Raw genomic sequence first — 26004 nt, 5'->3', positions numbered from 1 at the left:
GAGCCGCGTCTATAAGGGAGCCGATCCGCGAAGTCCAGCGAGGTCCGGAGAGGATTTTCGCCGCGGCTCAATCCTCGTCAGAAGCCGCGGTTGGACCACCCTCATCCTCCTCGGCCGGAACAGCGTAGCTACCGCTGAGCCAGCGCTGCAGGTCCACGTCGGCGCACCGCCGCGAGCAAAACGGCCGGTACTCAACGACCCGCGGCCTGCCGCAGATCGGACAACCGGCGCCGCTCATGCCGCGGCCACGTCCACGCGTTCGCGCGGACACATGGGATCAGAGGTGATTACAAAACGGGCGCCGATGCGATCGGCCAGCAAGCGGGCAAGGGGTTCAGCCGTCTTGGCCACCGTGGGTGAGCAAGCGGCCACTAGGCGCGCACCCGGCTGCGCCTCGGCCTCAGCCTGAACGCGCCGGATCAGCCGCTCGGCGAGCGTGCGGTCGTTCAATGTGCCGTCAGCCTGGCGCAGGCGCTCGAGGAGCGGCCGCGTACGGCGCGGAATCGAGAGTTCCATGGTCCCGAACCGGCCGACCGGCCCGATCGCGACACCGGGATTGTCGGGGCCGAAGGCGAGCCGCGCCGCCGCCAGCAGGGCCGTACCGTCATGGCCGCGTCCCACGAGGTCCAGCACCACCAGTCCCCCCAGGCCCTTGAGTCGAAGCAGACGGGCTGATTCAGCAAGCGCCGCATGGTTGGCCTGCCGGGTGACGCGCTTGGCGTCCGCACCCTTGCGCTCTCCCAGGTCGACGTCGATTGCCGTGAGCGCGCGCGTGGGCTCGATGGCCAGTGTGCCGCCGCCCGGTAGCGGATGCACGGTCTCCAGCGCCTCGGCCTCGGCGTCGTCGGCCACGTCACGGGCCTGACGTCCCTCGACGATGGAGACATCGTGGACCAGCATCTGCAGGGCGCCGGCGACATCCGGCGCCTGGGCGATCAGGCGCGGAGCGCCCTCCCCGTCCCCGATCAGGCGGGCGACGGCAAGCTTACCGTCGCGCGGCTCACTCCGAATCTCGATCTCGACCGCGCCGCCCCGAATCGGACGCGCTTCAGATTTGAAAGGCAGGATCGCCTCGTGACCGCCGCCCAGGTCCAGGAATGCGGTGGCGATGGCCGGTTCGACGCTGGCCACGCGCGCAACCATGCGCGCGCCGAGGGTCAGACGAGGCTCGTCATCGTGGCGTTGCAGGAGCAGGCGTTCGGCGCGGCCGTCGACGGTGACGACCCCACGCGTCACCCCGATTCCGCGATCCAGGAAGAGGCGTCGCTCGCTCATGGACGCCGAAAACCCATTCCAGCCAGGAGGTTCGCGGTTTCATAGAGGGGCAGCCCGACGACGCCTGAGTAGGAGCCATGCAAAGAAATCACCAGCGCGCCGGCATGCCCCTGGATCGCATACCCCCCGGCCTTGCCGATTCCCTCTCCGCACATCACGTATGCTTTGATGTCCGCTTCGCTGAGGCGCTTGAAGTGGACACGGCTCTCCACCAGCCGTGCAGCGACCCGGCCGCCCGGCGCGACCACCGCCACCCCTGTCAGCACGCGGTGTGCGCGCCCTGACAGGAGGCGGAGGCAGGCGCGCACTTCGGCCGCATCCTCAGCCTTGGGCAGCACGCGACGGCCGACAGCGACCACCGTGTCGGCGCCCAGGACGTAGGCGTCCGGCGCGCGCGCTGCAACGTGCGCCGCCTTGGCTTCGGCCAGACGGAGCGCCAGCCGGCGCGGCGTTTCATGGGGTTGGGGGGCTTCGTCCAGATCGGCGGCCTCGACGGCATCGGGCGCGAGGCCGATCTGACGCAGGAGGTCGAGCCTTCGGGGGCTCGCAGAGGCCAGGACGAGGCGCGGCTCAGAGGCCAAGTCGCAACCTCGGACCGGTCAGCGGACGCGGAAGGTGATGCGGCCCTTGGTCAGGTCGTAGGGCGTCATTTCCACGAGCACCTTGTCGCCTGCAGAGACCCGGATGCGGTTCTTGCGCATCTTGCCGGCGGTGTGAGCGATGATCTCGTGGTCGTTCTCGAGCTTTACCCGGAACGTGGCGTTGGGCAGCACTTCACTGACCGTGCCTGGAAATTCCAACAGTTCTTCTTTCGCCATGCGGCTCCCTTGATCCTTCGACGATCCGACGGCGACGCGCGCCGTCCAACAGGGTGCGCATATAGCGCATCGGCGGCGGAAAGGTCGATGGGCCGTGACCTAGACGCGGAATCGCGTCCGAATCCGCTGGGCTAGACTGTCGCGGACCTGACGATAGGCCTCCAGCCGATGCTCCCTGGAGCCTTCGCTCAGGGTCGGGTCCATCGTCGGCCAGTACTCGATCTCCGCGTCGCGCCCGCGGGCGATCTCGATCGCGCGGTGCTGAGCCTCGGGCGTCAGCGATATGACCAGGTCGAAGGAGTCGTCTTCAAGGTCGTCGAACACCTTGCACCGGTGCCGCGTCAGGTCGACGCCCATCTCCTGCATGACCGCGGCCGCCAAAGGATCCACTTCCATGTCGTCCTCATCGGGATCGAACGCGGCGCGCTTCAGACCGCAGCTGTCGACGAAGATCCGAGTCCCCGCGATGTGCTTCAGCAGCGACTCGGCCATCGGCGAGCGGACCTGATTGAAGTTGCAGCAGAAGAGGACCGCGTCAGGCAGCCGCTTCGCAGGATAGCCGGTCATGCCGGTCAACCCCGCCAGTGCAGCGCGCAGATCAGGGTGAAGAGGCGACGCGCGGTGTCCATGTCGGTCTCAACCTTGCCGGCGAGACGCGTGCGCAGGAGTTCCGACGCCTCGTTGTGCAGGCCGCGCCGACCCATGTCCAAGGCCTCGATCTGCTGCGGCGTCGAGTTGCGGATGGCCTGGTAGTAGCTGTCGCAGATCATGAAGTAGTCTTTGATCAGCATCCGGAACGGCGAGAGAGACAGGATGTGGCGTCGCTCGTAAGCCGGCCCTCGCACATCCAGCACCAGCCGGTTCTCCAAAAGGCCCATCCGCAGGTCGTACGGCCCTGCCTCAGCGCCCTCCGGGTGGAAGAAATTCTCCTCCAGCAGATCGAAGATCGCGATCTGCCGTTCCTGTTCCTGGTCGCGCGAAACCGCCGCGAGGGACTGCTCGTCCAACTCGACGGATTGCAGGCGGTGGCTCTTCTTCGGATCGTCGACCATGGGCTTCAGGTCGAGCTTTATTGCAATCCGGGGGCCGGCGTCATCCCACCGCGTCATCGGCAAGGCCCAGATACGAAAAAACGCCCGGAGCGCGGAGGCTCCGGGCGTCGTTCAAGATCAGCAAGTCCGTTCCGTTACCGGGAGGCGTAGCGGTCCAGCGGATGGACAAAATCGCCGCGCACATAACCAGCGCCGACGCCGTTGACGCCGACCAGCACCCAATCCGAGCCGCGGACAGCCGCGAGGGCCTGGAACCGTTCGCCAGCCTGCAGGCGTCCAACCCTTGCCGAATTGGTCGTCGGAGCAGCCCGCAGGTTCACCCCGCTTTCGGCCACGAACGTCTGGCCGATCCGGTTGTAGCTGGCGGGCTGAACGTTCGAGTACAGCCGGTAGCCATCGCGCTTGTAGGTGGCCGCGCCCTGCTTCTGGGCCCGGTTCTTCTGCGCTTCACATCCAATCGCGGAGCCCGCAGCCGCGCCCGCGGCCGCGCCAGCCACGGTTTCGCCGGTGGCATGACGGCCGCCGACCTGGTTGCCGATGAAGCCGCCGACCAGCGCGCCGATCACCGCGCCGCCTTCCTGCTTGCCCCCTGGGGCGGAGCAGCCCAGCACCCCGGCGCTGGCGCTCGAGGCGCCGCCCAGCGCCAGACCCGCAGCCAGTGCAGCCGCCGTCAGGGCGCCCCCCATCCTCTTGGTGTTCAGGATACGCATGATGATCTCCGTCCTCTGCGTTCATTCGATGACGCAGGTTTAGACGGACCAGCCTGAACGGCTTCGCAGACCCGGCAGTTAGGAGCCGTTCAGGTTGACGGCTTGGTTTCCGACGGCGGCGGCGCCGGCCCTTCCATCGCCGGCGCGTGACGATCTTCCAGGGGCTGGGCGGCCACGGGCGTTGTCTTTACCGGCGTCAGGATGCGCTCTGCGTCGAAGGCGTTCTTGAGCCGGCGGTTGAACTCCCTGCCGACGTCCCACTGGGTGCGGGGCACGGTGACGAAGCGTGCCTTCAGATGAACCGCATTGTCGGCCAGGCGGTCCACCCCCATCACTTCGAACGGCTCCGTGATCATCGGGCCGAATCGCCGATCTTTTCGAAGCCCATCGCCGACCGTCTGGATCACCTTCAGCACGTGATCGAGGTCGTTGTCGTAGCTCACGGGGATCTCGGCCAGGTACGAGGAGAACACCTTGGTCCGGTTATGGATCACCTGGGCTTCGCTATAGGGGAAGACGTGAAGCGTGGCGTTGGCGTCACGAAGGCGGATCGTCCGCAGCGTCATCGCCTCCACCACGCCGGCAAAGCCGCCGATCTCGACGTTGTCGCCGACCGACACGACATCTTCGGCGATCAGGAACAGTCCCGTCAGGAAATCCTTCACGAGGGTCTGGGCCCCGAAGCCAATCGCGATCCCGAGGACGCCGGCGCTGGCCAGGATCGGCCCCACCTTCAGCCCCAGCTCAGTCAGGACGGTCAGCGCCCCGACGACAATCAGAACGGTCTGCGCGCATCCGGTAAGGATCGGGCCAAGGGTCCGAAGTTGCGCCGCCCGACGCGCGTCTCCGCTCCGTCGCGCGAAGCCTCCAATCAATCTGTTGATGGTGTAGCCGGCCAGCTCCACCAGCCCGGTCGCCAGGACGATGACCATAGCCAGTCGCACAAGGCGCAAGCCCACCTCGCTGGATAGCCACGCGCGGGTATCGATGCCCCAAATCTGCAGGACAAGCGCGACGACGGCCGCCGTCATCGCAAGCCGGAACAGCATCCAGGTGAAGCGGGCCGCCTTCTGCGTTCGGGCTTCCTCGCGATCCGGCGCATCGCCGCCCTTGACGGTGACCCGCGCCAGCCAGCCGTCCAGAAGGCGGCGGCTGCCCCACACCAGAGCCCAGGCGACGACCACCACAACCCCAGTGGCGACTAGATTCATCCCCGCCTCTCGCGGGCCCATGCTGATGATGTGGTCGATCCCGTCGGTCACGGAATCGACCAGCCGCTCGGTGAAGCCCGGCTCAGGAGGTTTTGCCGGGGGCGCGGCGGCGGTCGTCGGGGTTTCTGCGGCGAACACGAGAGCGGCTTAGCCCCTGAGCGCCCTGGGGTGCAACGCCCTCGACCTACTGGCCCATCCGGATGGCGGCTGAACGCGCATGCGCCGGCAAGCCTTCCGCCTCGGCGAGCGCGATGGTCGCAGGCGCCAGCGCGGCGAACGAACGGGCGTCGCACTTCACGATCGAGGTGCGCTTCAGGAAGTCGTAGAGCGAGAGCCCCGACGAGAACCGCGCTGCGCGGCTGGTGGGCAGAACGTGGTTTGACCCCGCCACGTAGTCGCCGATCGCCTCAGGCGCGTGGCGACCCAGGAAGATGGCCCCCGCGTGCCGGACACGGTCGGACAACCGTTCGGGCTCGTCCAAGGCGAACTCCACGTGCTCGGGCGCGATCTCGTCAACGAGGCCAGGCGCTGCGTCGAGCGGGGCGATCACCACCGCGCCGTGATTCTCCCAGGACGCGCGCGCGTCGACGCCGGTCGCCAGCCCCTGAAGCTGCGACTCGATCGCGGCCTCGACCTTGGCGGCGAAGTCCTCGTCGTCGGTGATCAGGATGGACTGGGCCGCGGGGTCATGCTCGGCCTGAGAGAGCAGGTCGGCGGCGATCCATGCGGGATTGTTCATGCCATCGGCGACCACGACGATCTCGGATGGTCCGGCCAGGGCGTCGATGCCCACGGTGCCGTACACACGCCGCTTGGCCGCCGTCACGAAGGCGTTCCCTGGGCCAACGATTTTGTCCACCGGACGGATCGGACCGGCGCCGTAGGCCAGGGCCGCCACGGCCTGGGCCCCGCCGACGCGCCAGATCTCGGTGACGCCTGCGGTCTGAGCTGCGGCGAGCACCGCCGGCTGCAGGCGCCCAGGGGGTGTCACCATGGCGATTCGCCCGACGCCCGCCGCCCTGGCGGGCGCCGCGTTCATGAGCACCGTCGAGGGATAGGCGGCGCGGCCGCCGGGCACATAGATCCCAACGGCCTCGATGGGCGTCCAGCGCCAGCCGAGTTCGACTCCCGCCGAGTCGGTGAAGCGCTGGTCGGCGGGTCGTTGTCGCTCGTGGTAGACGCGGATTCGTTCGGCGGCGAATGTGATCGCCTCGCGCACGTCCGCCGGGCAATTCGCGGCGCCCTCGGCGATCTCGTCGGCGCTCACCCGTAGCGTCGCCTCGGTCAGTTCGACGCGGTCGAACTCGCGGGCATAGCGAAGCAGAGCCCCGACGCCTTCGGCCCGAACCGCCGCCAGCACATCACGAACGATCGTATCCACCTCTTCAGGCGTCTCGCGACGTTCGGAGACAAACGCGGTGAAGGCGTCGGCGAAGCCGGGCTGGTCATATCGGAAGCGGCGCATGGCGCGCTCTCTTAGCGGCGCCAGGCGTCCAAGGCTATCGGTTCACGCTTCGTGGCGGGGCGCGCGCGGCGTCGGCCAGGGCTGCGAGACGTCAGCCAGAACGGCATCCACACATTCCACCGTCGCCCGCAGATCGCCGCCGCCGGCAAAGCTCAACGTCAGGATCCCACCGGGCGGCTCACCTGGCTCGAAGGCGATCGCGAGCAACTCAAGTACGCCCTCACGGCGCTCGCGCCGGATCCTTCGCGCCTGCACCGACAACACGCCGCCGATCTGCAGGGCCGAACGAACGCGCTGCCGCTCTCCGGCTTCCCAACGGAACCGGTTGAGCACGACCGTCAGCCGACGCGCCCGAGCCTCGTAAGAGATGTCCCCCACCTTGGCCACAGCATCCTGGAGGGCAGCCGAGATTACGTTGAGATCCTCGGGATCCTCAGCCAACAGGTGGAGCATCGCGCCATCGGCCATCAGCCTACTCGACTTCCGCCTCGACGCCCTCGCCCTTGAGGCGCCGGACCATGGCCCCACACGCGCCGAGCTTCTCCTCGAGACGCTCGAAGCCGCGGTCCAGGTGGTAGACACGATTGACGATCGTCTCGCCCTTGGCCGCTAGGCCCGCGATCACCAGGCTGACCGAGGCCCGCAGGTCGGTCGCCATCACCTGGGCGCCTTCAAGGCTGGCGACGCCCCGAACCCGGGCCTCGCCGCCATGCACCGAGATGTCCGCGCCCAGGCGACCCAACTCGGGGACGTGCATGAAGCGGTTCTCGAAGATCGTCTCGCGGATCACGCTCTCGCCGTCGGCGAGCGTCATCAAGGCCATGAACTGCGCCTGCAGGTCGGTCGCGAAGCCCGGATAGGGATCGGTCGTCAGTTCCACGGCCTTCAGTCGTCCGCCGTCGCGCTTCACCGTCAGGCCGTCACTGTGCAACGTTACCTCGACTCCGGCCTCGATCATCTTGTCGATAAGCGCCTGGATGAAATCGGATCGCGTGCGCGTCAGCCGCACCTCACCGCCCGCCATGGCCGCAGCAAGGGCGTAGGTGCCCGTCTCGATGCGATCAGGCAGGACGGCGTGTGTCGCGCCGCTCAGCCGGCTGACGCCCTCGACCGTGATCGTGGGCGTGCCCGCGCCCGTCACCTTGGCGCCCATCTTGTTCAGGCAGTCGGCAAGGTCGGTGATTTCCGGCTCACAGGCCGCGTTCTTCATCACCGTCACGCCCTGAGCCAGGACGGCCGCCAGCAGCGTATGCTCCGTGGCGCCGACCGACACGAACGGAAAATCCACCTCGCCGCCGGTCAGCCCACGCGGCGCCTGGGCGTAGACATAGCCCTCGTGCAGATCGATCTTGGCGCCCAACGCCTCCAGCGCCTTGAGGTGCAGGTCCACCGGCCGCGCGCCGATCGTACAACCGCCGGGCAGCGACACCTTGGCCTGGCCGTTCCGGGCCAGCAAAGGGCCCAGAACGTTGAACGAAGCGCGCATCTGGCGGACCAGATCGTAGGGCGCGAACCCGCTGACGATTTCACGGGTGGTGAGCAGCGTCTCGGCTCCGTTGGAGCCATCCGATTCGATCACTTCCGCGCCCAGGCGCTGCAGGAGCCGGCCCAGGAACCGCGTATCGGCCAGACGCGGCATGTTCGTCAGGCGCAAGGGCTCCTCGGTAAGCAGGCTGGCCGCCATGAGCTTGATGGCCGAGTTCTTGGCGCCGCTGATGGGGATTTCCCCCTCCAGCCGCGCGCCGCCGGTGATGGCGATGCGATCCAATAGCGATCCTTACGAGGCACGGGTCGGCCGCCCTCCGTTGGCGACCGCAGACGACGTATCTAGCGCGCGCGCCGTTGACGCGCAAAGCGGTCAATCCGTGGAGGTTTCTTGCGCCTTCGGCGCAGGGGCAGCCGGAGCCCCCTTTCGACGCCGAAGGTTCGCCCGCAGGGCCTTCGCGAGCTTCGCTTCCCGCGAATCCACGGCGCTTTTCGGGGGCTTGTCCTGGTCGGCCATCTCCTGCAGGTGCGGCGAGGCGTCTCGTGCGTCAAGCGCGGGCCGGTGGATTTGGGGGCTTCACGCCGCGCTCGGCTACCGCTATAGCGCCCGCCTTCGCCGCCGTAGCTCAGTGGTAGAGCGCATCCTTGGTAAGGCTGAGGTCGGCAGTTCAATCCTGCCCGGCGGCACCATCTCAAAGGGGTCCGGACATCCGTCCGGGCCCCTTTGTCCTTCATGAAGCCGATTCATTTGACGCGTCCGCCAACCGCGGGGTTCGCTTTGATCGTGCTCAAGCTCGCCCTCGCCTCACTGATCTTGGCCCTGGCCATCGCCCCGGTGGCGGTTGCACAGACCCCGGAACGGCCGAGGCCCGAAGACGGCTACTTCCAGGAGACAATCCAGGTCGCGCCCGGTGTCTGGACGTTCGCCGAGCCACGGTTCCAAGTACAGCCGATCGGCAACGTGACCTTGATCGAGCAGGCAGACGGACTGGTGCTCGTCGATTCGGGCGGGTCGCCCGGCTCAGCCCGGCGTCTGATCGCCGAGATCCGCCGCCTGAGCGCCAAGCCCGTGAAGGCGGTGATCATTACGCACTGGCACGGCGACCACCCTCAGGGCCTCTCCGAGATTCTCAAGGCGTGGCCCGCGGCGCGCACCATAGCGACGAAGGCCACCCAGGCGCACCTGCGCGACCGTAAGACCATGAACACGCCGGCCGTCTTCGACCCTTCCGCGGACGACGCCTTCTACAAGCAGACCCAGCGCTTCCTCGCCCACACCCGGACCATGGCGGATAAGGCCCCCGATCCCGCCAGCAAGGGCGGCTGGTCTGCGGCTGCGCGGCTATTCGCTCAGTATGCCGAGGACATGCGCGGCGCGGTCACGATCTCGACGACCGAGGCCTTCGACGACCGACTCGATATCCCCGATCCGCACGCGCCCGTTGAGGTTCGCTATCTGGGACGCGCCAACACCGACGGCGATGCCATGGTGTGGCTGCCGAAGCAAAGGGTGCTCATTGCCGGCGACATCGTGGTCGCGCCCGTCCCGTTCGGCTTCGGCAGCTATCCGAGCGACTGGCTTCGCACCCTGGAGAAGCTCCAGGCCTACGACTTCAAGGTGCTCATCCCCGGGCACGGCGAACCCCAGCATGACCACACCTACTTGGCGCGCCTCGTCACGGCCATTGAAGAGGTCCGCAAAAGAGTCACGCCCCTCGTTCGCCAGGGCGTCAGTCTGGATGATGCGCGCAAACAGCTGGATTTTACCGACCAGGCGCAGGGCTTCGTCGGCGCCGATCCCTGGCTACGGCGCTGGTTCAAGGAATACTGGATCGGCCCGTTGCTAACGTCGGCCTACAAGGAAGCCCGGGGCGAACCCATCATCCAGAGCCTGGCCGGTGAATAATTTTACCCGGAACTTATTGATTCGAGCGGCTGTCGGGCGCATCCAAGCCTGAATGAGCGATCACACGACATTTACAGCATTTCAGGGACACCGACGGCTGGCCCAAGGGGGGCTTGCCGCCGTCGCTGAGGCCTTGTCCGGTCACCCTCAGGGCTCCGTCCTGGTCTTCGATGACGCCACGGGCCGCGCCATCGACCTTGACCTACGCCACGGACCGCAGGGCGCAGTGACGGAGTATCAGGCTCGCACGGCCCGGGCAGACGTCGCCCCCCCTCGTCCCGGCCGCGGGCGCCCTAAGCTTGGCGTCGTGGCTCGGGAGGTGACCCTCCTGCCCCGTCACTGGGACTGGCTGTCCAACCAGCCTGGCGGGGCTTCAGCGGCGCTGCGCCGGCTCGTGGAGGACGCACGTCGAACCACCGGCGCCGTGGAGAGCACACGCGAGGCTCAGGAGGCGCTGTACCGGGTCATGTCCGCCATCGCGGGTGACCTGCCAGGTTTCGAGGAGGCCAGTCGCGCCTTGTTCGCCAACGACGACACGAGGCTGGATGAGACGCTGGCGACGTGGCCGACCGACGTCGCAGCCTACCTTGCGAACTTGGCCCACCGGGTCCGCGCCGCCCGCGGTGCGCCCTGACCGCCTAAGGCCGACGCTTGCGCGCCTCCTCCTCCAGCGCATGCTCGGCGTCCAGCGTCTCGACCGCCAGCCGACGCGCCGCATCGCAGGCCACGATCTGGGCGCCGCGCGTCGCGTAGCCCACCTCAAGGTCAGCCTGCGTCGGGCTCGGCGGCAGGCGGTGCAGCTCGCAGGGCCGCTGCGCCTCGGTCGGCATCTCCAGCCGCGGCGCAGCCGGCGAGGCCGGGGGCCGCGAGGCACAGCTGGTCGTCGTGAGCGCGCAGGCGAGCAGCGCGAGCGGGGGCAAGGGGCGCATGGGCGTCCTCCGATGTCTGAGCGTCATGAGTGATCCGGATGATCGAGCGGGTCGCGGCCACCCGGGTGCGAACGGCGGCGTCCACCCGCGCGGCGCTTTCCCGCTCGCCCCGCGTCTCCAGGCCGGCGATCGCGGCCTGGGCGCGGGCGGCCTCGAGTTTCGGCCGCCCACGAGCCGCGCCCTCAAGGCGACCCTTCCAGTAGAGCGCGGTGGCGCCGGTCGCCAGGATCGCGACGCTGACCAGCCCAGCCGTCAGCCGCGGCGTCACGACCGCAGCCCCAGCTCATAGCCACCGCCTGGCGCCTTGGTCATCACCTGCCGCCGCAGGCGCGGATCGAACGACAGGTGGATCCAGGACCCTTCCTCGATCAGTTGGTCAAAGGCGAGGTTCGAGCCGGCGACCGCCCGACAGACGTCGATGGGCGCGCCGTATCCGTAGCAGTTGAAGTCGATCGCATGCCCGGTGAGGTGCGCCGAGGTCCGCGCCCCGCCGACGGCCCTGTTCAGCTCCGGACATCGATAGCCGCTGGAGACCGAGATCACGCGATCTCCCAGAATCCGGCGCACCTCTTCCATGCGCGCGGCTGTGGTTCGCAGCGTGGCCACCACCTCGGGCGGCGGCCGGTTGTCGATCTCGCGATGCTGCGTAGCCGTGAGCTCTTCCAGCGCGAAGTGCGCTGTCAGTCGGGTGGTCATGACGATGTCCTTGAAAGTGGGTTAGTCGCGGGGTCCGCGAGCAGCCGCGGCCAGCTTGGCCCAGTCGGTGACTGTGGCGCCGGCGAGGTAGAGGGTGGCCATCACGACGTTGGCGCCCACCAGAGAGAGCCCCAACCACTTGAGCGCGTCCGGGTCGCTCAGACGCCAGATGATCGCCGCGACGCCGGCGCTATTGAGCAGGGTCGCCGCGCACGCGTAGATTCGCCGCCAGAGCCAGCGGACCTCAACGGTCTGAGACATCGATCGCCTCCTGAGCGAAGACCGGACGGGAGGCCTCAAGCCGCTCCATCCGAGCAGAGCTCGCACTCCAGACCTGCGCCAGCGCCCAGGCCAGCAGCGCCGCGGCGACGCCCCACGAACGGCTCTTCAAACCCTCCACCGCCCGCAGCGTCGACGCGGCCGTCGCCTTGATCTCGCGAAGCCGCTCCTCGCATCGCGCCTCATGGTCGGTCAGCCGTTGCTCCAGCGCGGCCAGCCGTTCGGATTGCGTGGTCATCACCAGCCGACCTCACCGCCAACCTTCACATCCTTCGATTTCTCGACCGAGTGCTTCGTCTCGACGCCCTGCTCGTTCTTGACGCCGAAGAGGCTCAGCGGCAGCCCATTCAGGCTGGCCACAATCCGCTCGACGCTCGTAAACGGCGCGTCTCGCTGGGCCTGATCAATTCCACGCAGGACCCCGCCTTGGGCGGCCCTCGCATCGATATTGGCGCGCCGGTTTGCGTCCAGACCGGTGGCCAGGGCGCCCAACTGGTTGGCGGCGTTCATTTGCAGGCCCCGGGCCTGAAACCCGAACCCCACTTTCTGAGCCTGATCCTGCAGCGCCGTGTTCGCATTCGAAATTCTCGCCTGGGTGGCCCGATCAGCGTCGCCGGCCGCCGCCGATAGGGCGGATTCGAAGGCTCGCGACCGCAAGCCTGACAAAGTCGAAGCCCGTCCCCGCGCCAACTCGCCCTCGGTCATGCTCTGCGTCAGGGCCGCGCCGGATCCGCCAAATGCGCCCGCCCCCGCGAGATCCAGCGCCTGCTGGGCCCGGACCTGGCCGGCGTGTGCGTCGAACTCCGCCTCGTGCGCGCCCAGGAGGTCGTTGATATTGCGCTCATATTGGCGGACGTAGTCGTAGGCCTTGCCACCCGATGCGAATGGCGCGTTGGTGTGGAGGTGAGGTTGCAGCCACGAGGTGTCCGCGACGCCCCGGGTCACATCGGTCGCCAAGCCGAAGTTCCCATCATAGCCGCCCAGGTCGGTGGTGTCGGCGGCGGCGCGACGCTGCAAGTCGTGCGCAGGAGCTGTCAGGTCGGCAGGTTTGTAGTTGAGCAGGCCGCCGATGCGCGCAGCCGCGCCCTGAACCGGCGTCACTCCCCATTCCGGCAATGTGGATGTAGTCGTGTTGTTGAACGTCCCAGAACTGTCGGTCGTTCGCTTGCCCGTACTGATCGAGCCGTTGATGCCGAATGAAGGCATGTCCCCACCTTTCTGAATTGGAATCTTGGTCGGTCTGCTGCGTCACCGGCTCAAAGGAGTCCGGCCGGCGCCGCGTCGAACACCGGCTTGCCGATCCGACAGCCGGTGGGCGCACTCGCGCCTGAGAAGCGCAGCCGGAAAAGTCGCGCCGCAGCGAGCAGGTCGGCCTTGGCCTGCTGTGGCGTCACGGGCGACGCCTGCACGATGCCTTCGGGGTCCTGCGGGTGCATGCGGCCTGACAGCGTCACGGTGACGGGCCCCACCTGGTCCCGAAAATCAGGCCACACTCCGCGGACCAGCAGGGTCGCGTCGGGATCCAGATAGCTGTCAGCCGTCTCCACGAACCAGCTGAAGGGGCCGCCGTCGGCGGACCTGCCTTTCTCATGCAGGTAGACCGTTCCGTCGTACGCCACCCCGATCGGATAGGCCGATGGGCCGGCGTCGACGAAGGCCGTCCGCGCCATGACACCGCGATGCCACGCCCCGGCGTCGGAACCGGCCACCGCCAGCGCCAGGTAGCGGCTGTTCTCGTAGCCGTCCCGCCGGTCGGGATAGTCGAATCGGATCTCCGAGAACTCGGCGTTGGACGAAGCGACCACCTTGTCGCCCTGGCTCGCCGCCAGTTCCTCGGCGAAGTCGCGCCGGATCGGACACGATACCGGCTCCGGCTGGCCGCCGATCGCATAGCTGTAGAACTGGCGGTCAGGGCTGGCCCAGAACGCCGTCTGCCCCACGATCACCGCCGCGTTCGGGCCGATCAGCCCGCAGTTGCGACCGACGCGGTCGAACCGCCACGGCTGGTTCAGCGCCCCGACGAACGTGCCCAGAAACAGCGCGTCGCCTGTCCAGACCAGCATGTAAGGCCCGGCCATCCGGCCCGCCACGATGCGGCCGCCGCCCGTCAGGATGTACTCCCGCGACGTCGAGCCGCTGGCGCTGGTGCTCCACTGCGTGTTGTTGCGGATCGAGGAGTGGCGAATGCAGAGCGGATTGAAGGTCCCTGAGACCTCCTCGTTGCAGCCCAACGCGAAGACCTGGTAGCCGCCGTTCAGGGGCGCGATCAGCATGTGAGTCACGCTGGCCGGCGCATTGGCCAGCGCCGCGGCCGGCGCGGCGGTATTGTTGGTCCAGGCGAAGATCGTCTGCCCGCGCGGGCTCGCCAGCAACTGCTGGCCCCAGGCGCCCATCGACCAGGTCATCGGAAAATAGTCGCTCACCGACGGCTGGCCATACCCGCCCACGCCGTACCCGCCGGTGCCATAGCCGGCCGATCCCGCGCCATCGATCGCGCCGGCCGTGAACCCCGACGCGGGCGTGACGTCAAACAGCTCGCCGCCCCGCCAGACCTGCAGCTTTGAATGTGTTCCGAACCCGACGTTCAGCACGCCGCCGTTATCCGTCCAGGGAAAGACCGCTCGGCACACGCCGGTCAGCGGGTTGCTCATCAGCCGCTCCCAGCCGCCGATCGTCTCGGGTCGGCCCAGCCGGAATCGCACGTTCGACCCATCTGCCCAGCGACCGCCGGCGGCGAATGTGGTGTCGTCACCGTACAACCCCGGTGCGAGCTCGAGGGGAATCTTCATTTGTGTCTCGCTGTCGCCGACCGCGAGTCGCGGCCGCTTGTGTCGAGGCCCCGCAGGCCCCATTGAACCGACGCAATTCCAGACGACGTCCAAGGTGTCCGTGTCCGAAGCTTCATCGACGATGGCGGTCATTCGCGCCGAGCCCGACGGCTACGACATGGCCAAGATCCAGCTCATGGGACGCCAGGCGGCGGGCCATGGGTTCCTCCGCGCCGCCGTCCAGGCCCGGGGCGAGAATCCCGTCCACGCGTTCACCGGCACGAAACGGGCCGCCGAGGGGTTCAAGGCGATTGTCGCCAAGATCGACCCGACAGCCACGGTCGAGTGGATCCACACCGAGCATCTCCACCGGGTGGCCGACGTCGGCGTGTTGTTCCTTGCGGACGCTACGGTCGCGACCCACGCCAAGGTGCGCCAGCGCGTCGGTCTCACCGCCTTCTCATTCTGCGGCGTGACCCACACCACCGCGTCCCAAGGCGCGATGGACGAGATTGCTGGGCTCCTGCGGGAGCCTGTAGCGCCCTGGGACGCCCTGATCTGCACCTCGACCTCGGTCGCCGAGACCGTCCGGCGCATCCATGAGGCCGAGACGGACTACCTCCGGTGGCGCCTGGGCCCCGATGTGCGGATCCAGGGGCCCCAGCTGCCGCTCATTCCGCTGGGCGTCCATTGCGACGACTTCGTCTTCAGCGAGGCGACCCGGACGGCGGCCCGAACCGCGCTGGCCCTCGATGCGGATGAGGTGGCCTGCCTGTTCACCGGCCGCCTGGTGTTCCACGCCAAGGCCCACCCGCACGCCATGTTCCGCGGCCTCCAGCTCGCGGCCCAGCGAAGCGGCAAGCGGCTGGCGCTGATCCTCTCCGGCTGGTTCCCCAACGCCGATATCGAGGCCGCCTTCCGCGACGGCGCACGAGACTTCGCGCCCGACGTCAGGCTCATCGTCATCGATGGCCGCCAACCCGTGGGGCGCGAGCACAGCTGGGCCGCCGCCGACCTGTTCATATCGCTGTCCGACAGCATCCAGGAAACCTTCGGCCTCACGCCGATCGAAGCGATGGCCGCCGCCCTACCCGTCGTCGTCACCGACTGGGACGGCTACAAGGACACGGTCCGGGACGGCGTAGACGGCTTCCGCGTTCGCACCTGGGCGCCGGACGCGGGCGCTGGTGTCGCGCTTGCGAGGGCGCATGAGAACCAGACGCTGAACTATGACTCCTACTGCTGGGCCGCGACCGCTGCGACCGCGGTCGATATCGGTCAGGTCGCCGAGGCGGTCGCGACGCTCGCCGCCGATTCCGATCTGCGACGGCGCATGGGCGAGGCTGGCCGGGCAAGAGCGCGGGCGATCTACGACTGGTCGGTCGTATTCCGTCAGCATCAGGAGCTGTGGGCCGACCTGAACGCACGCCGCCGCGCCGCCGCCGCCGATCCCGCCCTTCAGGACCATTTGCAGCGCATGCCCCGCGCGTCGTCCGCCCGCCTGGACCCCTTCCACGCGTTCGGCCACTACCCGACCGAGCTGCTGACGCCGCAGACCCGCCTGGCCCTCGCGCCCGGCGTCACCCGCGTCGACCTGGCCGCCGTCCTGGAACACGCCCTCTTCAGCGGCCTGGCGTTCCCCGTCTCGAAGGCCCAGGACGTCTTCGGCGCCCTGGAGTCAGCCGGCCCCGCCACCCTCACCGAAACCGCCACCCGCCTGAACGCCAACCTCGCCCTCACCACCAGAGCGGCCGCACTGCTGTTGAAGGCGGGAGTGGTGGAGGTGGCGGCCAGCCAATAGAAAACCAGACCGATGGATCAGAAGGCGACCGAACTGTTTCACGCCGGGCGCGAGGCGTGGCTACGGAACGACGTATTGCAGGCAGCTGCGATGTTGCGCGGAGCGTTGGACCTAGCTCCAGGCAATGCAGCTATTGAAGTCGCCTTGGGGGCGGCTCTGCTAAAGTCGGGACGACTCCAAGAAGGCCTCCCCCTCTTTGACCGTTGGCGCGCGTTGCGTCCTAGTGCACCCGCGCTTCCCTACCAGCGGTGGCGCGGAGAACCGCCTGCCGGGAAGCGGATCCTTGTGTGGTCGGAGCATGGATTTGGCGATCAGATACAGTGGGCAAGATACGCCTTGGCCCTCTGCAAGGCCGGTGCAATTGTCACGTGGCTTTGCCCTCGAGCACTCGCTTCACTGATCTCAGATTTGGGAATCGAAACACTTCCCGTTGATCAAAGCGTGAAACTAAACGACTTCGACTATTACTGTCCCTCCAGCACACTCCCGCTGCACTTTAATCTCACTATAGATAATATTGATGGTACGCCGTACTTGGTTCGACCAGACCCAGATCGGCGCGGGCAGCTCATTGGGGTGATGACTGCCGGCAATCCCAACAATATTGAAGGTCGCCCACGCACGTTGACAAGAGATCAGGCCACGCGCCTTGAGTCTTTACCCAGTGCCATCAATCTCGCGCCGGAATCAACTGGCGCTCGTGACTTTCGCGAGACCGCCGCAATCGTGACTTCGCTTGAGATGGTGATCACGGTCGATACGGCGGTCGCGCATTTGGCAGGCGGGCTCGGCATTCCGACGATCGTGCTGCTGCCATTCGTAGCTGATTGGCGTTGGTTCACAGACCGCTCGGACAGCCCCTGGTACTCAAGCGTCCGCATTGTACGGCAGGGTCCTGATTTAGATTGGGAAAGCGTAGTCGACCGCGCTCTTGCCATCTAGATTGCTTTAACGCGAACGGCTACGACCAGTCCGGTACTTCCCATCTCCTGGATGCCAGTACCGCTGAAGGCTCCAGCGCCGCCACCAGGTGCCTGACCAACGCGTCCGATTCCGCTCCCTCCGGCACCACCTAAGTACTCACCAAATGACCCAGCGGCCCCGCCGCTGTTACCGGAGCTGTTTGAACCCGATATATTCGTATCCCCTCCGCTGGCGGTGCCGCCAAGGCCAGGAGAACCGAATGCCCCACCTCCGGCAACCAGTATCACACCTGGCAGCGTTACGGTGCTTGATTGTCCAACACCCCCCACGAATATTGGGACTTGCTGACCATCACGCAAGTAAACATCCTTGATTACTAGCGCACCACCACCTCCCGGTTCTAGAGACCCGCCTCCACCCCCGCCCCAGGCGACGAACCTCCATAGCCCGGTGCCTTCGCGCGGAACCGTGAATGTCTGCGCTCCGGCGCTAAAGACAAAGGGCGTGACGGCAGTTTGAGACCGCGCTGCAGTCAGACGCTGCCCAACAAATCCACGAAGCCGTTGATCACGCATTAGTAGTCGGCCCATTCAGCGACGACATTCACCGCCTCTGTCTGCCCTTCAGAAACATAGAGTCGCTCGTTGGCTGTCATCACAAGCGGATTGCTTTCGGAGTATCCAAAATCGGTCGGCGCATTCGCGACCGCCGCGCCTGGCGTGATGGTCGCCATCAGCTTCGAGTCGAAGAGGTACTTCGTCGTCCCACCGTCGAAGCTCCGATAGAGCTGGATGTTGTTGGCGGTGTTGATCTGCTCCAGCGGCACCGCCCACAGGCGCGTGACGCGCGCGCCATTCGGGCCGGCCGTCACCAAAAGCTGCGTGTTCGTCGGCGAGACCGTGAAGTTCGTGTTCGCGGTGGTCAGGCCGACGGCGCTGGCCCGCGGCGTCTGCGGCGTGATGATCGAATTCGGGGTGACGGGCATGTTCTGCGGCTCCTAAAGCGCGACCGCCAGGGCCACCTGCAGGCCCTTGATCGCGGTCTGGTAATCGGCGAGGTCGGCGGCGGACGGCGCCTGCCAGGTGGCGTTCGTCCCGTCGGTCTTGAGGTACTTGCCGGCGTTGGCGGCCTGGGCCGGCAGCTCCACGGCGGAGAAGCCCGCGGCGGCCACGTAGTCCTTGATCGAAAGGCCGCCGTAGCCCGGCGTGCGCACGTTGGCGCCGTCGCAGGCCACCCAGACGATGTCGCCCGGATCGATCGCGACCGACGTCCCGCCGGCGGTGATCGTCACCACCCGGTCGGTCGCGTTCCACACGAGGTACATCTTGCTGACCGCCGGGATCGACACGGTCGCCGGCTCCGTCAGCGTCCCGGTGAACTTGATCATCGCCGCGCGCGCCTCGTCGACGCCGTCGTTCAGCGCGCTCAGCGCGCTCAGCGCGGCGTGCCCGGTCAGCGGCTTGGTGAGCCAGCCGGCGATCGCATAGTCGGCGCGTGACAGCGCCGTGTTCAGCTTCTCGCCCCAGAGGTTGATGTTCTCGCCGGTGAACTGCAGCTCGAACCGGAGGGATGGAGACCAGGAAGAAGGCATCAGACGATCACGGCTCCCGTGTCTTGGCGGATCCAATGGGCCCCGTCCGAATGGGCGAGGATGTTCAGGTCGGTGACGAGCACCAGGGTTCGGGGATGGTCGGCCGCTGGCGGCAGGGCCGCGATCGCCACAGCGAACAGCGGCGTGGGCGCAGCCGGCGCCAGCAACGCCGAGATCGCATCGTGGAACGACTTCAGCACCGCGCGCACCGCCTCGGGCGCGCCGGGTCCGACGGGCGTGAGCATCTAGCGACCCCGCTCAAGGAATAGGTCCGCAAGCTCGACGCCCAGCGTCCGCGGGGCCCGCGACCGCGCATCCTTGGCGTTCAGCTCGGCGATGGCCCGGTCCAGCTTGGCCTCGTAGGCGCCCGCCAGTTCGGCGTCGCGCAGGAAGGGGCCGGCCTCGCACAGCGTGGCGAACAGATAGACGTCGGGCGCCTCGGCCAGCAGGCCGTTCGTCGGCGCCGAGTCCGACAGCGCGTGGCCGCGCAGCATGCGCAGCGTGAGCGGATAGGCCTGGTCGCATGGCCGGTCGAACGCGAGGGTGGCGCCGTCCACCGTCCAGGCGGCGGGCTCGCCCTGCAGCGACGCCGCGCCGATCAGCTCGGCGGCGACGAACCGCAGCTTCGTGCGCCCCTCCCCGCCCACGATCCACAGCGCCAGCGCTTCGGTGAGGCCGGCCGGCAGGGGAATGGTTCGCACCCCGATCACGGCGCTCAGCGCCACGTCCGTCTCGGCCAGCCGCGTGCGCAACACGCGGTTCAGCCGCGCCTCGGCCAGGGTGATGAATTCCGGAATCCGCGCGGTGAGATCCCCACGCACAAGCCAGTTCGCCGCCGCAGCCTTGAGCTCGGCGTAGGTCGTGATCGCCATGTCGGTCTCGCGATTTGGAGAAAACAGGGTGCGGCGGGCGCGCACGCGCGCCGCCGCCAGACCGTTCCGCCTTGGGGAGGGCGGCGCCAGCGGAACAGGTCTGAGGGGGAGACGCCGGCGGCTACTTGTTGGCCAGGCGGCAGGCCAGCTGGGGCCGGATCGTCTTGTAGCCGTAGAGAACGTCCAGGCGGCACGGGAAGCGGTCGTTGTTGATGTCGTACTGGCGCACGATCCGCATCGACACCCCGTCGAACACCTCACGGCTGGCGAAGTCGACGCCGCGCGGCATCACCATGTCGGCCGTGGCGAAGGCGAACGCCCCCTTCTGGTAGGCCAGGCTGACGCCGTGCGAGTTCGTGCCCGTGCCGGCCACCGTCACCGCCGCGGTGGCGGACGTGACCGCGACGGTCACGTTCTTCGACGCCCCATCCGTCACGATGGCGGGGGCGAACTTCAGCACGCCCGGGCCGGCCAGCGCCTCGGTCACCACGAACTGCTGCGTCACCGACGTGCTCTGCTTGGTCTCAGGGTGCACCCGCATGACGTTGGCGATCTCGAACACGTCCCCCACCGCGAAGGCGCCCGAGCCAGTGGCCACCGTGATCTGCGACAGCGGGGTGGACGAGAGCGGGATCGCGGCGATCAGCGTGCTCGTCGTGTAGGCCCCGTTGGCGCCGCCGCGAACGTGCCGCGGCCACAGCGTGTTCTCGACGAAGTCGAAGCCGGCGGTGCGGCCCATGAAGCCTTCGCGATTCTGCTTCGAAATCGTGGCCTTGTCGTTGAACAGGCCCTTCAGGCCGTCCACCAGATCGACGTTGTCCTGGGTGTTGAGGTTGCAGGTCCGCGCGTTCAGCGGCGCCAGGTTGTCCACGAGGATCTTGCGGCCCTCGAGCACCTTCGTGAACGAAGCCGCCACGCCGTGGTTGTTCACCTGGTTGTAGACGTCCTTGTACATGCTCATGGCGTCCGCCTCGATGTTGGCGGCCAGCACGCTCATGGCAGGCTCCAGGATGCGCTCCGAGAAGTCGTCGAGGCCCAGGGTCAGATCCATCGAGGTGAAGTTCAGGTCGACACCCTTCTGCGTCTGGACCTTCAGGTCGACGCTCGATTCCACGGTGTCGACATCGGCCCCGACGCCCAGCGTGGCGCCGGTGCGCACCTTGTACTGGTTGGGCAGGCGGATCTTGAGCGTGTCGCCCACCTTCGCGCCTTGCTGGGCGAAGCGATCGTCATAGTCGCGGGTGATGGTGCCGACGAAGTTCAGCTTCTGGTGCAGCACGCGAAGCGCCTCCCGCGTCACGGCGGTGGCGGTCAGGATCGTATTGGGCATGTGATGTCCTTGGATTGTTGGGTTCTGGCCGCGAACCGGCGTCCGAGGCGCATGCGCGCGTGCTCGATCGCCGCCGAAGTTCGGCGCGGCGGGGCAGGTGTGCAGTCGAGGCCTGGTGTTCTCGCCCGCGATTGGGCGAGAGGAGGCGGTCGAACTCGGGTCGAAGAAGGTCTTACTTGGCGGCTGGCGAGGTGGCGTCGCGGGAACGCTCGCCGTTCGGCCAGGAGTGGTCTGCGCGCACAAGCAGCGTGGCGGCCGTCCCGGATCACGAGCGAAGCGACGACGAACAACACAAGGTGGCGGCGCCCCCTTGCGCAAGCGGCGCTTCAGAGGCTAGCGTTCCGGAACAAATTGCGAACAAGATATGACGCGCTACCGTATTCCCTTGATCGTCTCGGTCGCCGCCCTGGCCGGCCTCGTCATCACGCTTGTCGCAGACGGCTCAGACTGGGGGCCGCTCTTCTGTGGGGCAGTCCTGCTGGCCGGCTTGGTGTGGCTTGCGGTGGCGATAGGCGCCGATCCCGCGGGTCTTCTCGTCCTGCTGTTCCGGGCGAGCTGGTCGCCCGATGACAAGGCGCGTTGAGAGGGCTTCTGCATCGCGTCAGTAGGGCGAGCCTCGCATCGCCGGCGAGATATCGAGCGGCTCAGACCTGACCCGATGGGCCGACTTCAGGCGTTGGCCGGAGCCCCAGGTGCGCCCGTCTCCCGGGCGTTGGCCGGTCAGAGCTTCGGTCACGTCGGCCGCGTAGCTGTTGGAATTGGCGTTCGCGCCATAGCGGCGAGGGTCGCGTGCGAGATCGGCCGCCAACCGCCGAGCAACTTCGGCGGCCCGCTGCGCGCCGACATCGGGCAGAAATCCACGCTGGACTACGCGTTCGCCCTTCCCGTAGTCCCGGCTGTCTCGCGCCGGTCCCACGCCGCCCGAAACGGTCCACTCGTCGCTCAGCGCGGCGCCGGCGGAGGTTTTCGGTCCGCCTCGGGCGATGAGCTGCTCGTGACCGTCATCCAGTTCCACGTACATGTGCTCGGGATAGGCGTCCTCCACGATTCTGGGCATGCGCGGCGCGCCGTTCTTCCTGGGAATGTTGTAGCTGCGGACGGTTACCATCGTGCCTTGCGGAACGGTCTTGCGCGGCGCGGCCTGCAGCGCCGCCCAGGTCTCAAGACTGAGGGGTGAACCGGTAGTCAGCGCGCCGGTCGACCTAGGCGGCGGAACGTCGGAAAGGATCCTCGCCATGTCAGCGGCCTCCCGTCATCTGCGCGTTGCGTCGGCGCATCCACTCCCGGGTGCCCAGTTCGTCACGCACCCCGCCTCCGCCCGCGCCGCCGCCGGCCAGCGTGATGGCCGGCCGAATACCGACCGCCTCAGTCTTGGCGCCCGCCTCGCCGGCCTGATCCGCGCGCCACGCCTTGTGCAGCAGCTTCCAGAGCCTCGGGTCGGCCATCTCCGCCAGTTCCTCGAGCGTGACGCCGAACGCCTGGGCGTAGTCCACCAGCTTCGCCGCCACCTCCGGCGACCAGCCCTCGATCTCCTCGCGCAGCTTCGCGCCCGTGGCGGCCATGGCGTCGGCGGCTTCGCGCGCCGCTTTCAGGGCTTCACGCTCCTTCGCGTGGCTTACGGCGTAGGCCAGCCGATCCCGGGCGTCGCCCAGCTCCTGATATCGCGCCCACAGCCCGTGGGCGGCGCTGGGGTCTTCCTCGACGAAGGCCTCCCAATCCACCTGTTCGAACTCGAGCAGCTGCTCATCCAGGGCCATCAGGCGTAGCTGATCGCGATGAGCGCCGCGCATTTCGGCCGCCTCTCGGCCGAACGCCTCGCGCTCTCTGTCCAGGCCGCGCCGATGTTCGGCCAGTTCCTGGGTCTTGCGGGTGTAGTCCGCCTGCCGAAGGAACGCGCCCTTCAGCGAGGCCGGCAGCGTGTGGACCTCGCCGTCGAGGTCCAGCTCGAACATCTCCGGCTCAGCCTCGAGCCCGTCGGTCTCGATCAGTTCGCCCTCGAGCGTGGCGTCGTCCGGGCGCGCGAAATCCTCGCCCTCGATCATGGGGTCGTGCTTGTGCATGTGTATCCTTGGGATTGCGCCGTCGAGCGGCGTTGAAGCCTGGGCGTTATCGAAGCAGCGGCCTGACCAGCGGCGGCGCGATGGGCGAGATGATCTGTTCCGCCGAACGCGAAGCGTCCGCGTTTCGACGTCCCCAGTCAGTTCGCGTCTGAATTTGTCGTTCCATCTGTCCTCCATGGATTGCGGTTGAGCTTCGCAGCGGCGCAGCTAGTGTGAACGAATGACGAACAATGAGCCGCCCTGGGAGCAGACGCGCACCCGCGTGGACAATCGGCTGGACGGCGTCCTGCTGCTGCCCTGGTTCGGCGACTTCGGCGGTGTGCTCGACAGCGACCCGGGAACGATCGGGTTTGGGCTCATGGTCTGGTTGCTCGCCGTCGTCATCTGGACCCCCTGGATCGTGCTGCGGGTGCGGATGAGCCGACCGACGGGCGATACGGCGCGCGCCGCCGCGGTGCTGGGGCTGGGCCTCCTGCCCTGGGTCGTGGCGGTCCCGCTCACGAGCGCTCCGATCACGCTCGCCGGGGCGCTGATCGGCTTTCCCCTGATGTACCTTTGGGGCGCCGGCGCGATGGCGGCGGCTGCGCTTCAGTGGCCGGCGCGACTGCCGCCGCGTCGGCGCACCGCGATCCTGGTCGCCGGCGGACTGTCGTATGCCGTGGTCGCGGCCGGCCTCCTGCTCTTCCTGCTGGCCGACATCCGCATCGGAGCCCGCATCGTCACGCCGATCCTGGTCCTGCTGAGCGGCGCGACCGCCCTGGCTGCGGTCATGGTCCTGCTCTCGGCGCAGCGCCCCTGGACGCCTTACAAATACTAGCCACCCCTCGCGAGCGGCCGCTTCGCCGTCAGGACCGCGCCTGCATCGCCCGCATCCGGTTCGTCTCGGCCTCGAACGCCTCGATCTCCAGCTTGCGCGCCTCATGCGCCCGGTCCTGCTTCAGCGCGGCGATCTCGGCCTTCGCCGCCGCCAGCGCCTGGCCCAGTCGCGCCATCTGCGCCTGCGCCTGCTGCGCCTCGGGCGAAGCGCCCTTCAGCTGCGGCGGCAACAGCGCGCCCAACCGCTGGGCGATCTCGTCGGCGCCCGGCCAGTCCAGGTTCCGCGCGAGCAGGTCGCCCAGCAGCGGCGCCGCCGCCGGATAGGCCCGGATCAGCTCGACCATCTGGGTCGCCGCCTCTTCCCGCCGGCTGGTGAAACTGGGCCCGGATCGCACCGTCAGATCGTAAGTCCCGGCGCTCAGGTCGTAGATCCGCGCGACGGCCTTCAGCGGCCCCGCGCCGGTCTGGCCGCCCTGCCCACCTCCTACGCCCTGCCCCACCCCCACGCTCTGCGCCGTCCCGTCCGGCCCCAGCACCCGCACCACCCGCGCCGTCCCGTACACCTTGGGGATAAGGTCCAGCAGGATGCGCCCGGCGTGCCGGATCGCCCGCGTCAGGTTGTCGATGTAGTGGAAGGTCGAGGTGTCGCCCTCGCGCTGACGGGCCATGATCGCCCGGCCCGAGGTCTCGTTGGATCGCGCGCCCAGGCTGGCGTCGTACAGACCCATGATCGATTTCATATCGTCCGAGGCGTTCATCGCCTCCTGCAGCGCCCCGGCCGGTACGCCGGCGAACCCCTGCCGCATCGGCGGCTCGGGCCCGTCGTACTCGATGTAGGCGTGGCTCTGGACGTTGGCCGTCGCCCACTTCTCCGCGTCGGTCTCGAACGCGCCTTTGCGCCCGATGAACGGCGCCTTGGGCGCCAGCGCCACCAGCTCGGTCGATGTGGTCCGCCAGTAGTTGAACATCCGCTGGGGGTCCTTGGCGTCACGCACCAGGCTGCGCAGCCGACGCCGCCCGTCGATCATCAGCTCCTCGCCATAGACCGGCACGATCGGGATGAACCGCCCGGCCCAGTCCACCGTCTCCAGCACCTGCGCGCCGGACAGGATGCGCTGCGTCACCCGGTGGCTGCCCACCTCCCGGGGCCGGCCCACCACCGTCACGCCCAGGGCGTCGAACATCGCCTTCTGCGCGGCGTAGGCTTCCTCCTCCACCACCTGTCCGTCCGACAGCGCCAGGATCGTCCGCGTCACCCGCTCGCGGCGCCAGAACTCCGCGACCGCGACGCGGTCTGCGGCTTCACGGCCGGCCGAAACGGCGCCGCCGTCGCGATCGCCCGCCCAATCCACCGCGTCTGCGCCTTTCCAGCGCGCCTCGAAGGCGGCGCGCGGTAGGCTGTCCACCACGAAGGCCGTGTTCCAGTCGCTGCTGTCGGCAGCCGTCGAGTCCGGGTCGCCATAGATCGAGAACGGGTTGGCCACCCGCTCCACCGCCAGGTCCTGGTTGAAGGTGTCGTTGGGCGCCCAGCGGGTGTTGATCCGGAAATAGCCCAGCCCGCACGTCACCGCGAAATCCAGCGCCGTGTCATAGGCCACCTCGGCGTCCGAGCACTGCTCGATGTGCCGGATCAGCCCGTTGAACACCTCCGCCGTCTCCGGGTCGCCGGCGCTGTCGACCGGATGGACCGCGATGGCCGGCTTGTTCTGCCGCGCGTCATTCACGACCTGGCGGATGAAGGCCGGCAGCCGGTTGATCGTCAGGCACGGCCGCCCTTCCAGATCCCGCTCGCGCCGCACCCGCTCGGGCCACTGCTCGCCCAGCCGGGCGAACCGCAGGTCGTCCAGGGCCTCGCGCCGGTTCTCAGCCTCGGCGTCCGCCGCCAGCTGAAAGGCCTCACGGGCCTCCTCCAGAATATCTTCATCAGACAATGGCTTGGCCCCATGCGTTAAGGCCCGCAGCGGGCCAGGCCCGGCGGGTGAAGGCGGCCCCGAAGCGCCGCATCGAATGTCACTG

Annotated in this window: 31 protein-coding genes and 1 tRNA gene; 7 read left to right on the top strand and 25 right to left on the bottom strand. The window is 67.9% G+C overall.

Features of this window, described 5'->3' with window-relative positions:
• Positions 1-67: 67 nt before the first annotated feature.
• The 11 genes from yacG to murA all read right to left on the bottom strand — a co-directional run bounded on the left by yacG (position 68) and on the right by murA (position 8299).
• On the bottom strand, positions 68-238 hold the full coding sequence (gene yacG / locus ACQ66R_RS22175; protein ID WP_430425631.1) for a DNA gyrase inhibitor YacG: 171 nt from the start codon (positions 236-238) through the stop codon (positions 68-70).
• Positions 235-1275 (bottom strand): ribonuclease E/G, encoded by a 1041-nt coding sequence (locus ACQ66R_RS22170; RefSeq protein WP_430425629.1) that lies wholly within the window; start codon positions 1273-1275, stop codon positions 235-237. Before ACQ66R_RS22170 ends, yacG begins: the two co-directional genes overlap by 4 nt.
• On the bottom strand, positions 1272-1856 hold the full coding sequence (locus ACQ66R_RS22165; RefSeq protein ID WP_430425627.1) for a Maf family protein: 585 nt from the start codon (positions 1854-1856) through the stop codon (positions 1272-1274). Before ACQ66R_RS22165 ends, ACQ66R_RS22170 begins: the two co-directional genes overlap by 4 nt.
• An 18-nt stretch (positions 1857-1874) precedes the next feature.
• Complete coding sequence (gene infA, locus ACQ66R_RS22160; protein WP_111458197.1) at positions 1875-2093, bottom strand: translation initiation factor IF-1; 219 nt, start codon at positions 2091-2093, stop codon at positions 1875-1877.
• 99 nt (positions 2094-2192) lie between these two features.
• The gene (locus ACQ66R_RS22155) at positions 2193-2660 is read right to left on the bottom strand and encodes a low molecular weight phosphatase family protein (RefSeq protein ID WP_430425625.1); all 468 of its coding nucleotides are present in this window, start codon (positions 2658-2660) and stop codon (positions 2193-2195) included.
• A gap of 5 nt (positions 2661-2665) precedes the next feature.
• A complete protein-coding gene (locus ACQ66R_RS22150) occupies positions 2666-3145 on the bottom strand; it encodes a UPF0262 family protein (protein WP_293363548.1) in 480 nt (159 codons plus the stop codon).
• A gap of 134 nt (positions 3146-3279) precedes the next feature.
• Positions 3280-3855 carry an SH3 domain-containing protein gene (locus tag ACQ66R_RS22145; RefSeq protein ID WP_430425623.1) on the bottom strand — a complete coding sequence of 192 codons (576 nt, stop codon included), beginning with the start codon at positions 3853-3855 and terminating at the stop codon, positions 3280-3282.
• A gap of 89 nt (positions 3856-3944) precedes the next feature.
• Positions 3945-5204: a mechanosensitive ion channel family protein gene (locus tag ACQ66R_RS22140; RefSeq protein WP_430425621.1), complete on the bottom strand. Its 1260-nt coding sequence runs from the start codon at positions 5202-5204 to the stop codon at positions 3945-3947.
• 46 nt (positions 5205-5250) lie between these two features.
• Positions 5251-6531: a histidinol dehydrogenase gene (gene hisD / locus ACQ66R_RS22135; protein WP_430425619.1), complete on the bottom strand. Its 1281-nt coding sequence runs from the start codon at positions 6529-6531 to the stop codon at positions 5251-5253.
• Between the two features lie 42 nt (positions 6532-6573).
• Positions 6574-6999 carry a DUF2948 family protein gene (locus ACQ66R_RS22130; RefSeq protein ID WP_430425617.1) on the bottom strand — a complete coding sequence of 142 codons (426 nt, stop codon included), beginning with the start codon at positions 6997-6999 and terminating at the stop codon, positions 6574-6576.
• A 4-nt stretch (positions 7000-7003) separates the two neighbouring features.
• Complete coding sequence (murA, locus tag ACQ66R_RS22125) at positions 7004-8299, bottom strand: UDP-N-acetylglucosamine 1-carboxyvinyltransferase (RefSeq protein ID WP_430425615.1); 1296 nt, start codon at positions 8297-8299, stop codon at positions 7004-7006.
• Between the two features lie 332 nt (positions 8300-8631).
• On the opposite strand from murA, the gene ACQ66R_RS22120 reads away from it, so the two are divergent.
• From ACQ66R_RS22120 to ACQ66R_RS22110, 3 genes are all read left to right on the top strand, one after another.
• A tRNA-Thr gene (locus ACQ66R_RS22120) sits at positions 8632-8706 on the top strand.
• A gap of 94 nt (positions 8707-8800) precedes the next feature.
• A complete protein-coding gene (locus tag ACQ66R_RS22115) occupies positions 8801-9922 on the top strand; it encodes an MBL fold metallo-hydrolase (protein ID WP_430426382.1) in 1122 nt (373 codons plus the stop codon).
• 52 nt (positions 9923-9974) lie between these two features.
• Complete coding sequence (locus ACQ66R_RS22110) at positions 9975-10556, top strand: DUF2239 family protein (RefSeq protein ID WP_430425613.1); 582 nt, start codon at positions 9975-9977, stop codon at positions 10554-10556.
• A 4-nt stretch (positions 10557-10560) separates the two neighbouring features.
• On the opposite strand, the gene ACQ66R_RS22105 is transcribed toward ACQ66R_RS22110, so the two are convergent.
• From ACQ66R_RS22105 to ACQ66R_RS22080, 6 genes are all read right to left on the bottom strand, one after another.
• Positions 10561-10851, bottom strand: a complete 291-nt coding sequence (locus tag ACQ66R_RS22105; protein WP_430425611.1) for a hypothetical protein — start codon at positions 10849-10851, stop codon at positions 10561-10563.
• Positions 10852-11115: 264 nt separating this feature from the next.
• Complete coding sequence (locus ACQ66R_RS22100) at positions 11116-11547, bottom strand: D-Ala-D-Ala carboxypeptidase family metallohydrolase (protein ID WP_430425609.1); 432 nt, start codon at positions 11545-11547, stop codon at positions 11116-11118.
• Positions 11548-11568: 21 nt separating this feature from the next.
• Positions 11569-11808, bottom strand: a complete 240-nt coding sequence (locus ACQ66R_RS22095) for a hypothetical protein (protein ID WP_430425607.1) — start codon at positions 11806-11808, stop codon at positions 11569-11571.
• On the bottom strand, positions 11792-12064 hold the full coding sequence (locus ACQ66R_RS22090) for a hypothetical protein (protein WP_430425606.1): 273 nt from the start codon (positions 12062-12064) through the stop codon (positions 11792-11794). The genes ACQ66R_RS22095 and ACQ66R_RS22090 overlap by 17 nt, the downstream gene beginning before the upstream one ends.
• Positions 12064-13032: a hypothetical protein gene (locus ACQ66R_RS22085; RefSeq protein WP_430425604.1), complete on the bottom strand. Its 969-nt coding sequence runs from the start codon at positions 13030-13032 to the stop codon at positions 12064-12066. The genes ACQ66R_RS22090 and ACQ66R_RS22085 overlap by 1 nt, the downstream gene beginning before the upstream one ends.
• A gap of 50 nt (positions 13033-13082) precedes the next feature.
• Positions 13083-14615 (bottom strand): hypothetical protein, encoded by a 1533-nt coding sequence (locus ACQ66R_RS22080; RefSeq protein ID WP_430425602.1) that lies wholly within the window; start codon positions 14613-14615, stop codon positions 13083-13085.
• A gap of 121 nt (positions 14616-14736) precedes the next feature.
• Here ACQ66R_RS22080 and ACQ66R_RS22075 point away from each other — a divergent pair, with 121 nt between their 5' ends.
• Both ACQ66R_RS22075 and ACQ66R_RS22070 read left to right on the top strand, forming a co-directional pair.
• Entirely contained in the window at positions 14737-16395 is a 1659-nt protein-coding gene (locus tag ACQ66R_RS22075) for a glycosyltransferase family 4 protein (protein ID WP_430425601.1), read from the top strand.
• A gap of 336 nt (positions 16396-16731) precedes the next feature.
• A complete protein-coding gene (locus ACQ66R_RS22070) occupies positions 16732-17337 on the top strand; it encodes a glycosyltransferase family 9 protein (protein ID WP_430425599.1) in 606 nt (201 codons plus the stop codon).
• A 556-nt stretch (positions 17338-17893) separates the two neighbouring features.
• On the opposite strand, the gene ACQ66R_RS22065 is transcribed toward ACQ66R_RS22070, so the two are convergent.
• From ACQ66R_RS22065 to ACQ66R_RS22045, 5 genes are all read right to left on the bottom strand, one after another.
• Positions 17894-18304, bottom strand: coding sequence for a hypothetical protein (locus ACQ66R_RS22065; RefSeq protein ID WP_430425597.1), 411 nt, complete (start codon positions 18302-18304; stop codon positions 17894-17896).
• 12 nt (positions 18305-18316) lie between these two features.
• Positions 18317-18910, bottom strand: coding sequence for a hypothetical protein (locus tag ACQ66R_RS22060; protein ID WP_430425595.1), 594 nt, complete (start codon positions 18908-18910; stop codon positions 18317-18319).
• Entirely contained in the window at positions 18910-19155 is a 246-nt protein-coding gene (locus ACQ66R_RS22055; RefSeq protein ID WP_430425593.1) for a hypothetical protein, read from the bottom strand. Before ACQ66R_RS22055 ends, ACQ66R_RS22060 begins: the two co-directional genes overlap by 1 nt.
• Positions 19156-19782, bottom strand: a complete 627-nt coding sequence (locus ACQ66R_RS22050; protein ID WP_430425591.1) for a phage adaptor protein — start codon at positions 19780-19782, stop codon at positions 19156-19158.
• A 121-nt stretch (positions 19783-19903) separates the two neighbouring features.
• The gene (locus ACQ66R_RS22045) at positions 19904-21112 is read right to left on the bottom strand and encodes a P22 phage major capsid protein family protein (protein ID WP_430425589.1); all 1209 of its coding nucleotides are present in this window, start codon (positions 21110-21112) and stop codon (positions 19904-19906) included.
• A 364-nt stretch (positions 21113-21476) separates the two neighbouring features.
• On the opposite strand from ACQ66R_RS22045, the gene ACQ66R_RS22040 reads away from it, so the two are divergent.
• A complete protein-coding gene (locus ACQ66R_RS22040; protein WP_430425587.1) occupies positions 21477-21695 on the top strand; it encodes a hypothetical protein in 219 nt (72 codons plus the stop codon).
• 18 nt (positions 21696-21713) lie between these two features.
• On the opposite strand, the gene ACQ66R_RS22035 is transcribed toward ACQ66R_RS22040, so the two are convergent.
• Both ACQ66R_RS22035 and ACQ66R_RS22030 read right to left on the bottom strand, forming a co-directional pair.
• On the bottom strand, positions 21714-22349 hold the full coding sequence (locus tag ACQ66R_RS22035; RefSeq protein WP_430425585.1) for a hypothetical protein: 636 nt from the start codon (positions 22347-22349) through the stop codon (positions 21714-21716).
• Position 22350: 1 nt separating this feature from the next.
• Complete coding sequence (locus tag ACQ66R_RS22030) at positions 22351-23172, bottom strand: hypothetical protein (protein ID WP_430425583.1); 822 nt, start codon at positions 23170-23172, stop codon at positions 22351-22353.
• A 220-nt stretch (positions 23173-23392) separates the two neighbouring features.
• On the opposite strand from ACQ66R_RS22030, the gene ACQ66R_RS22025 reads away from it, so the two are divergent.
• Positions 23393-23989, top strand: coding sequence for a hypothetical protein (locus ACQ66R_RS22025; RefSeq protein WP_430425582.1), 597 nt, complete (start codon positions 23393-23395; stop codon positions 23987-23989).
• A gap of 28 nt (positions 23990-24017) precedes the next feature.
• Here the strand turns inward: ACQ66R_RS22025 and ACQ66R_RS22020 are convergent, their stop codons facing one another.
• The gene (locus ACQ66R_RS22020; protein ID WP_430425580.1) at positions 24018-25919 is read right to left on the bottom strand and encodes a portal protein; all 1902 of its coding nucleotides are present in this window, start codon (positions 25917-25919) and stop codon (positions 24018-24020) included.
• Positions 25920-26004 lie beyond the last annotated feature (85 nt).

Origin of the sequence: Phenylobacterium sp., assembly GCF_965284355.1 — a bacterium.
Classification (GTDB): Bacteria; Pseudomonadota; Alphaproteobacteria; order Caulobacterales; family Caulobacteraceae; genus Phenylobacterium.
This window is presented reverse-complemented; position numbering and strand designations above follow the sequence as displayed.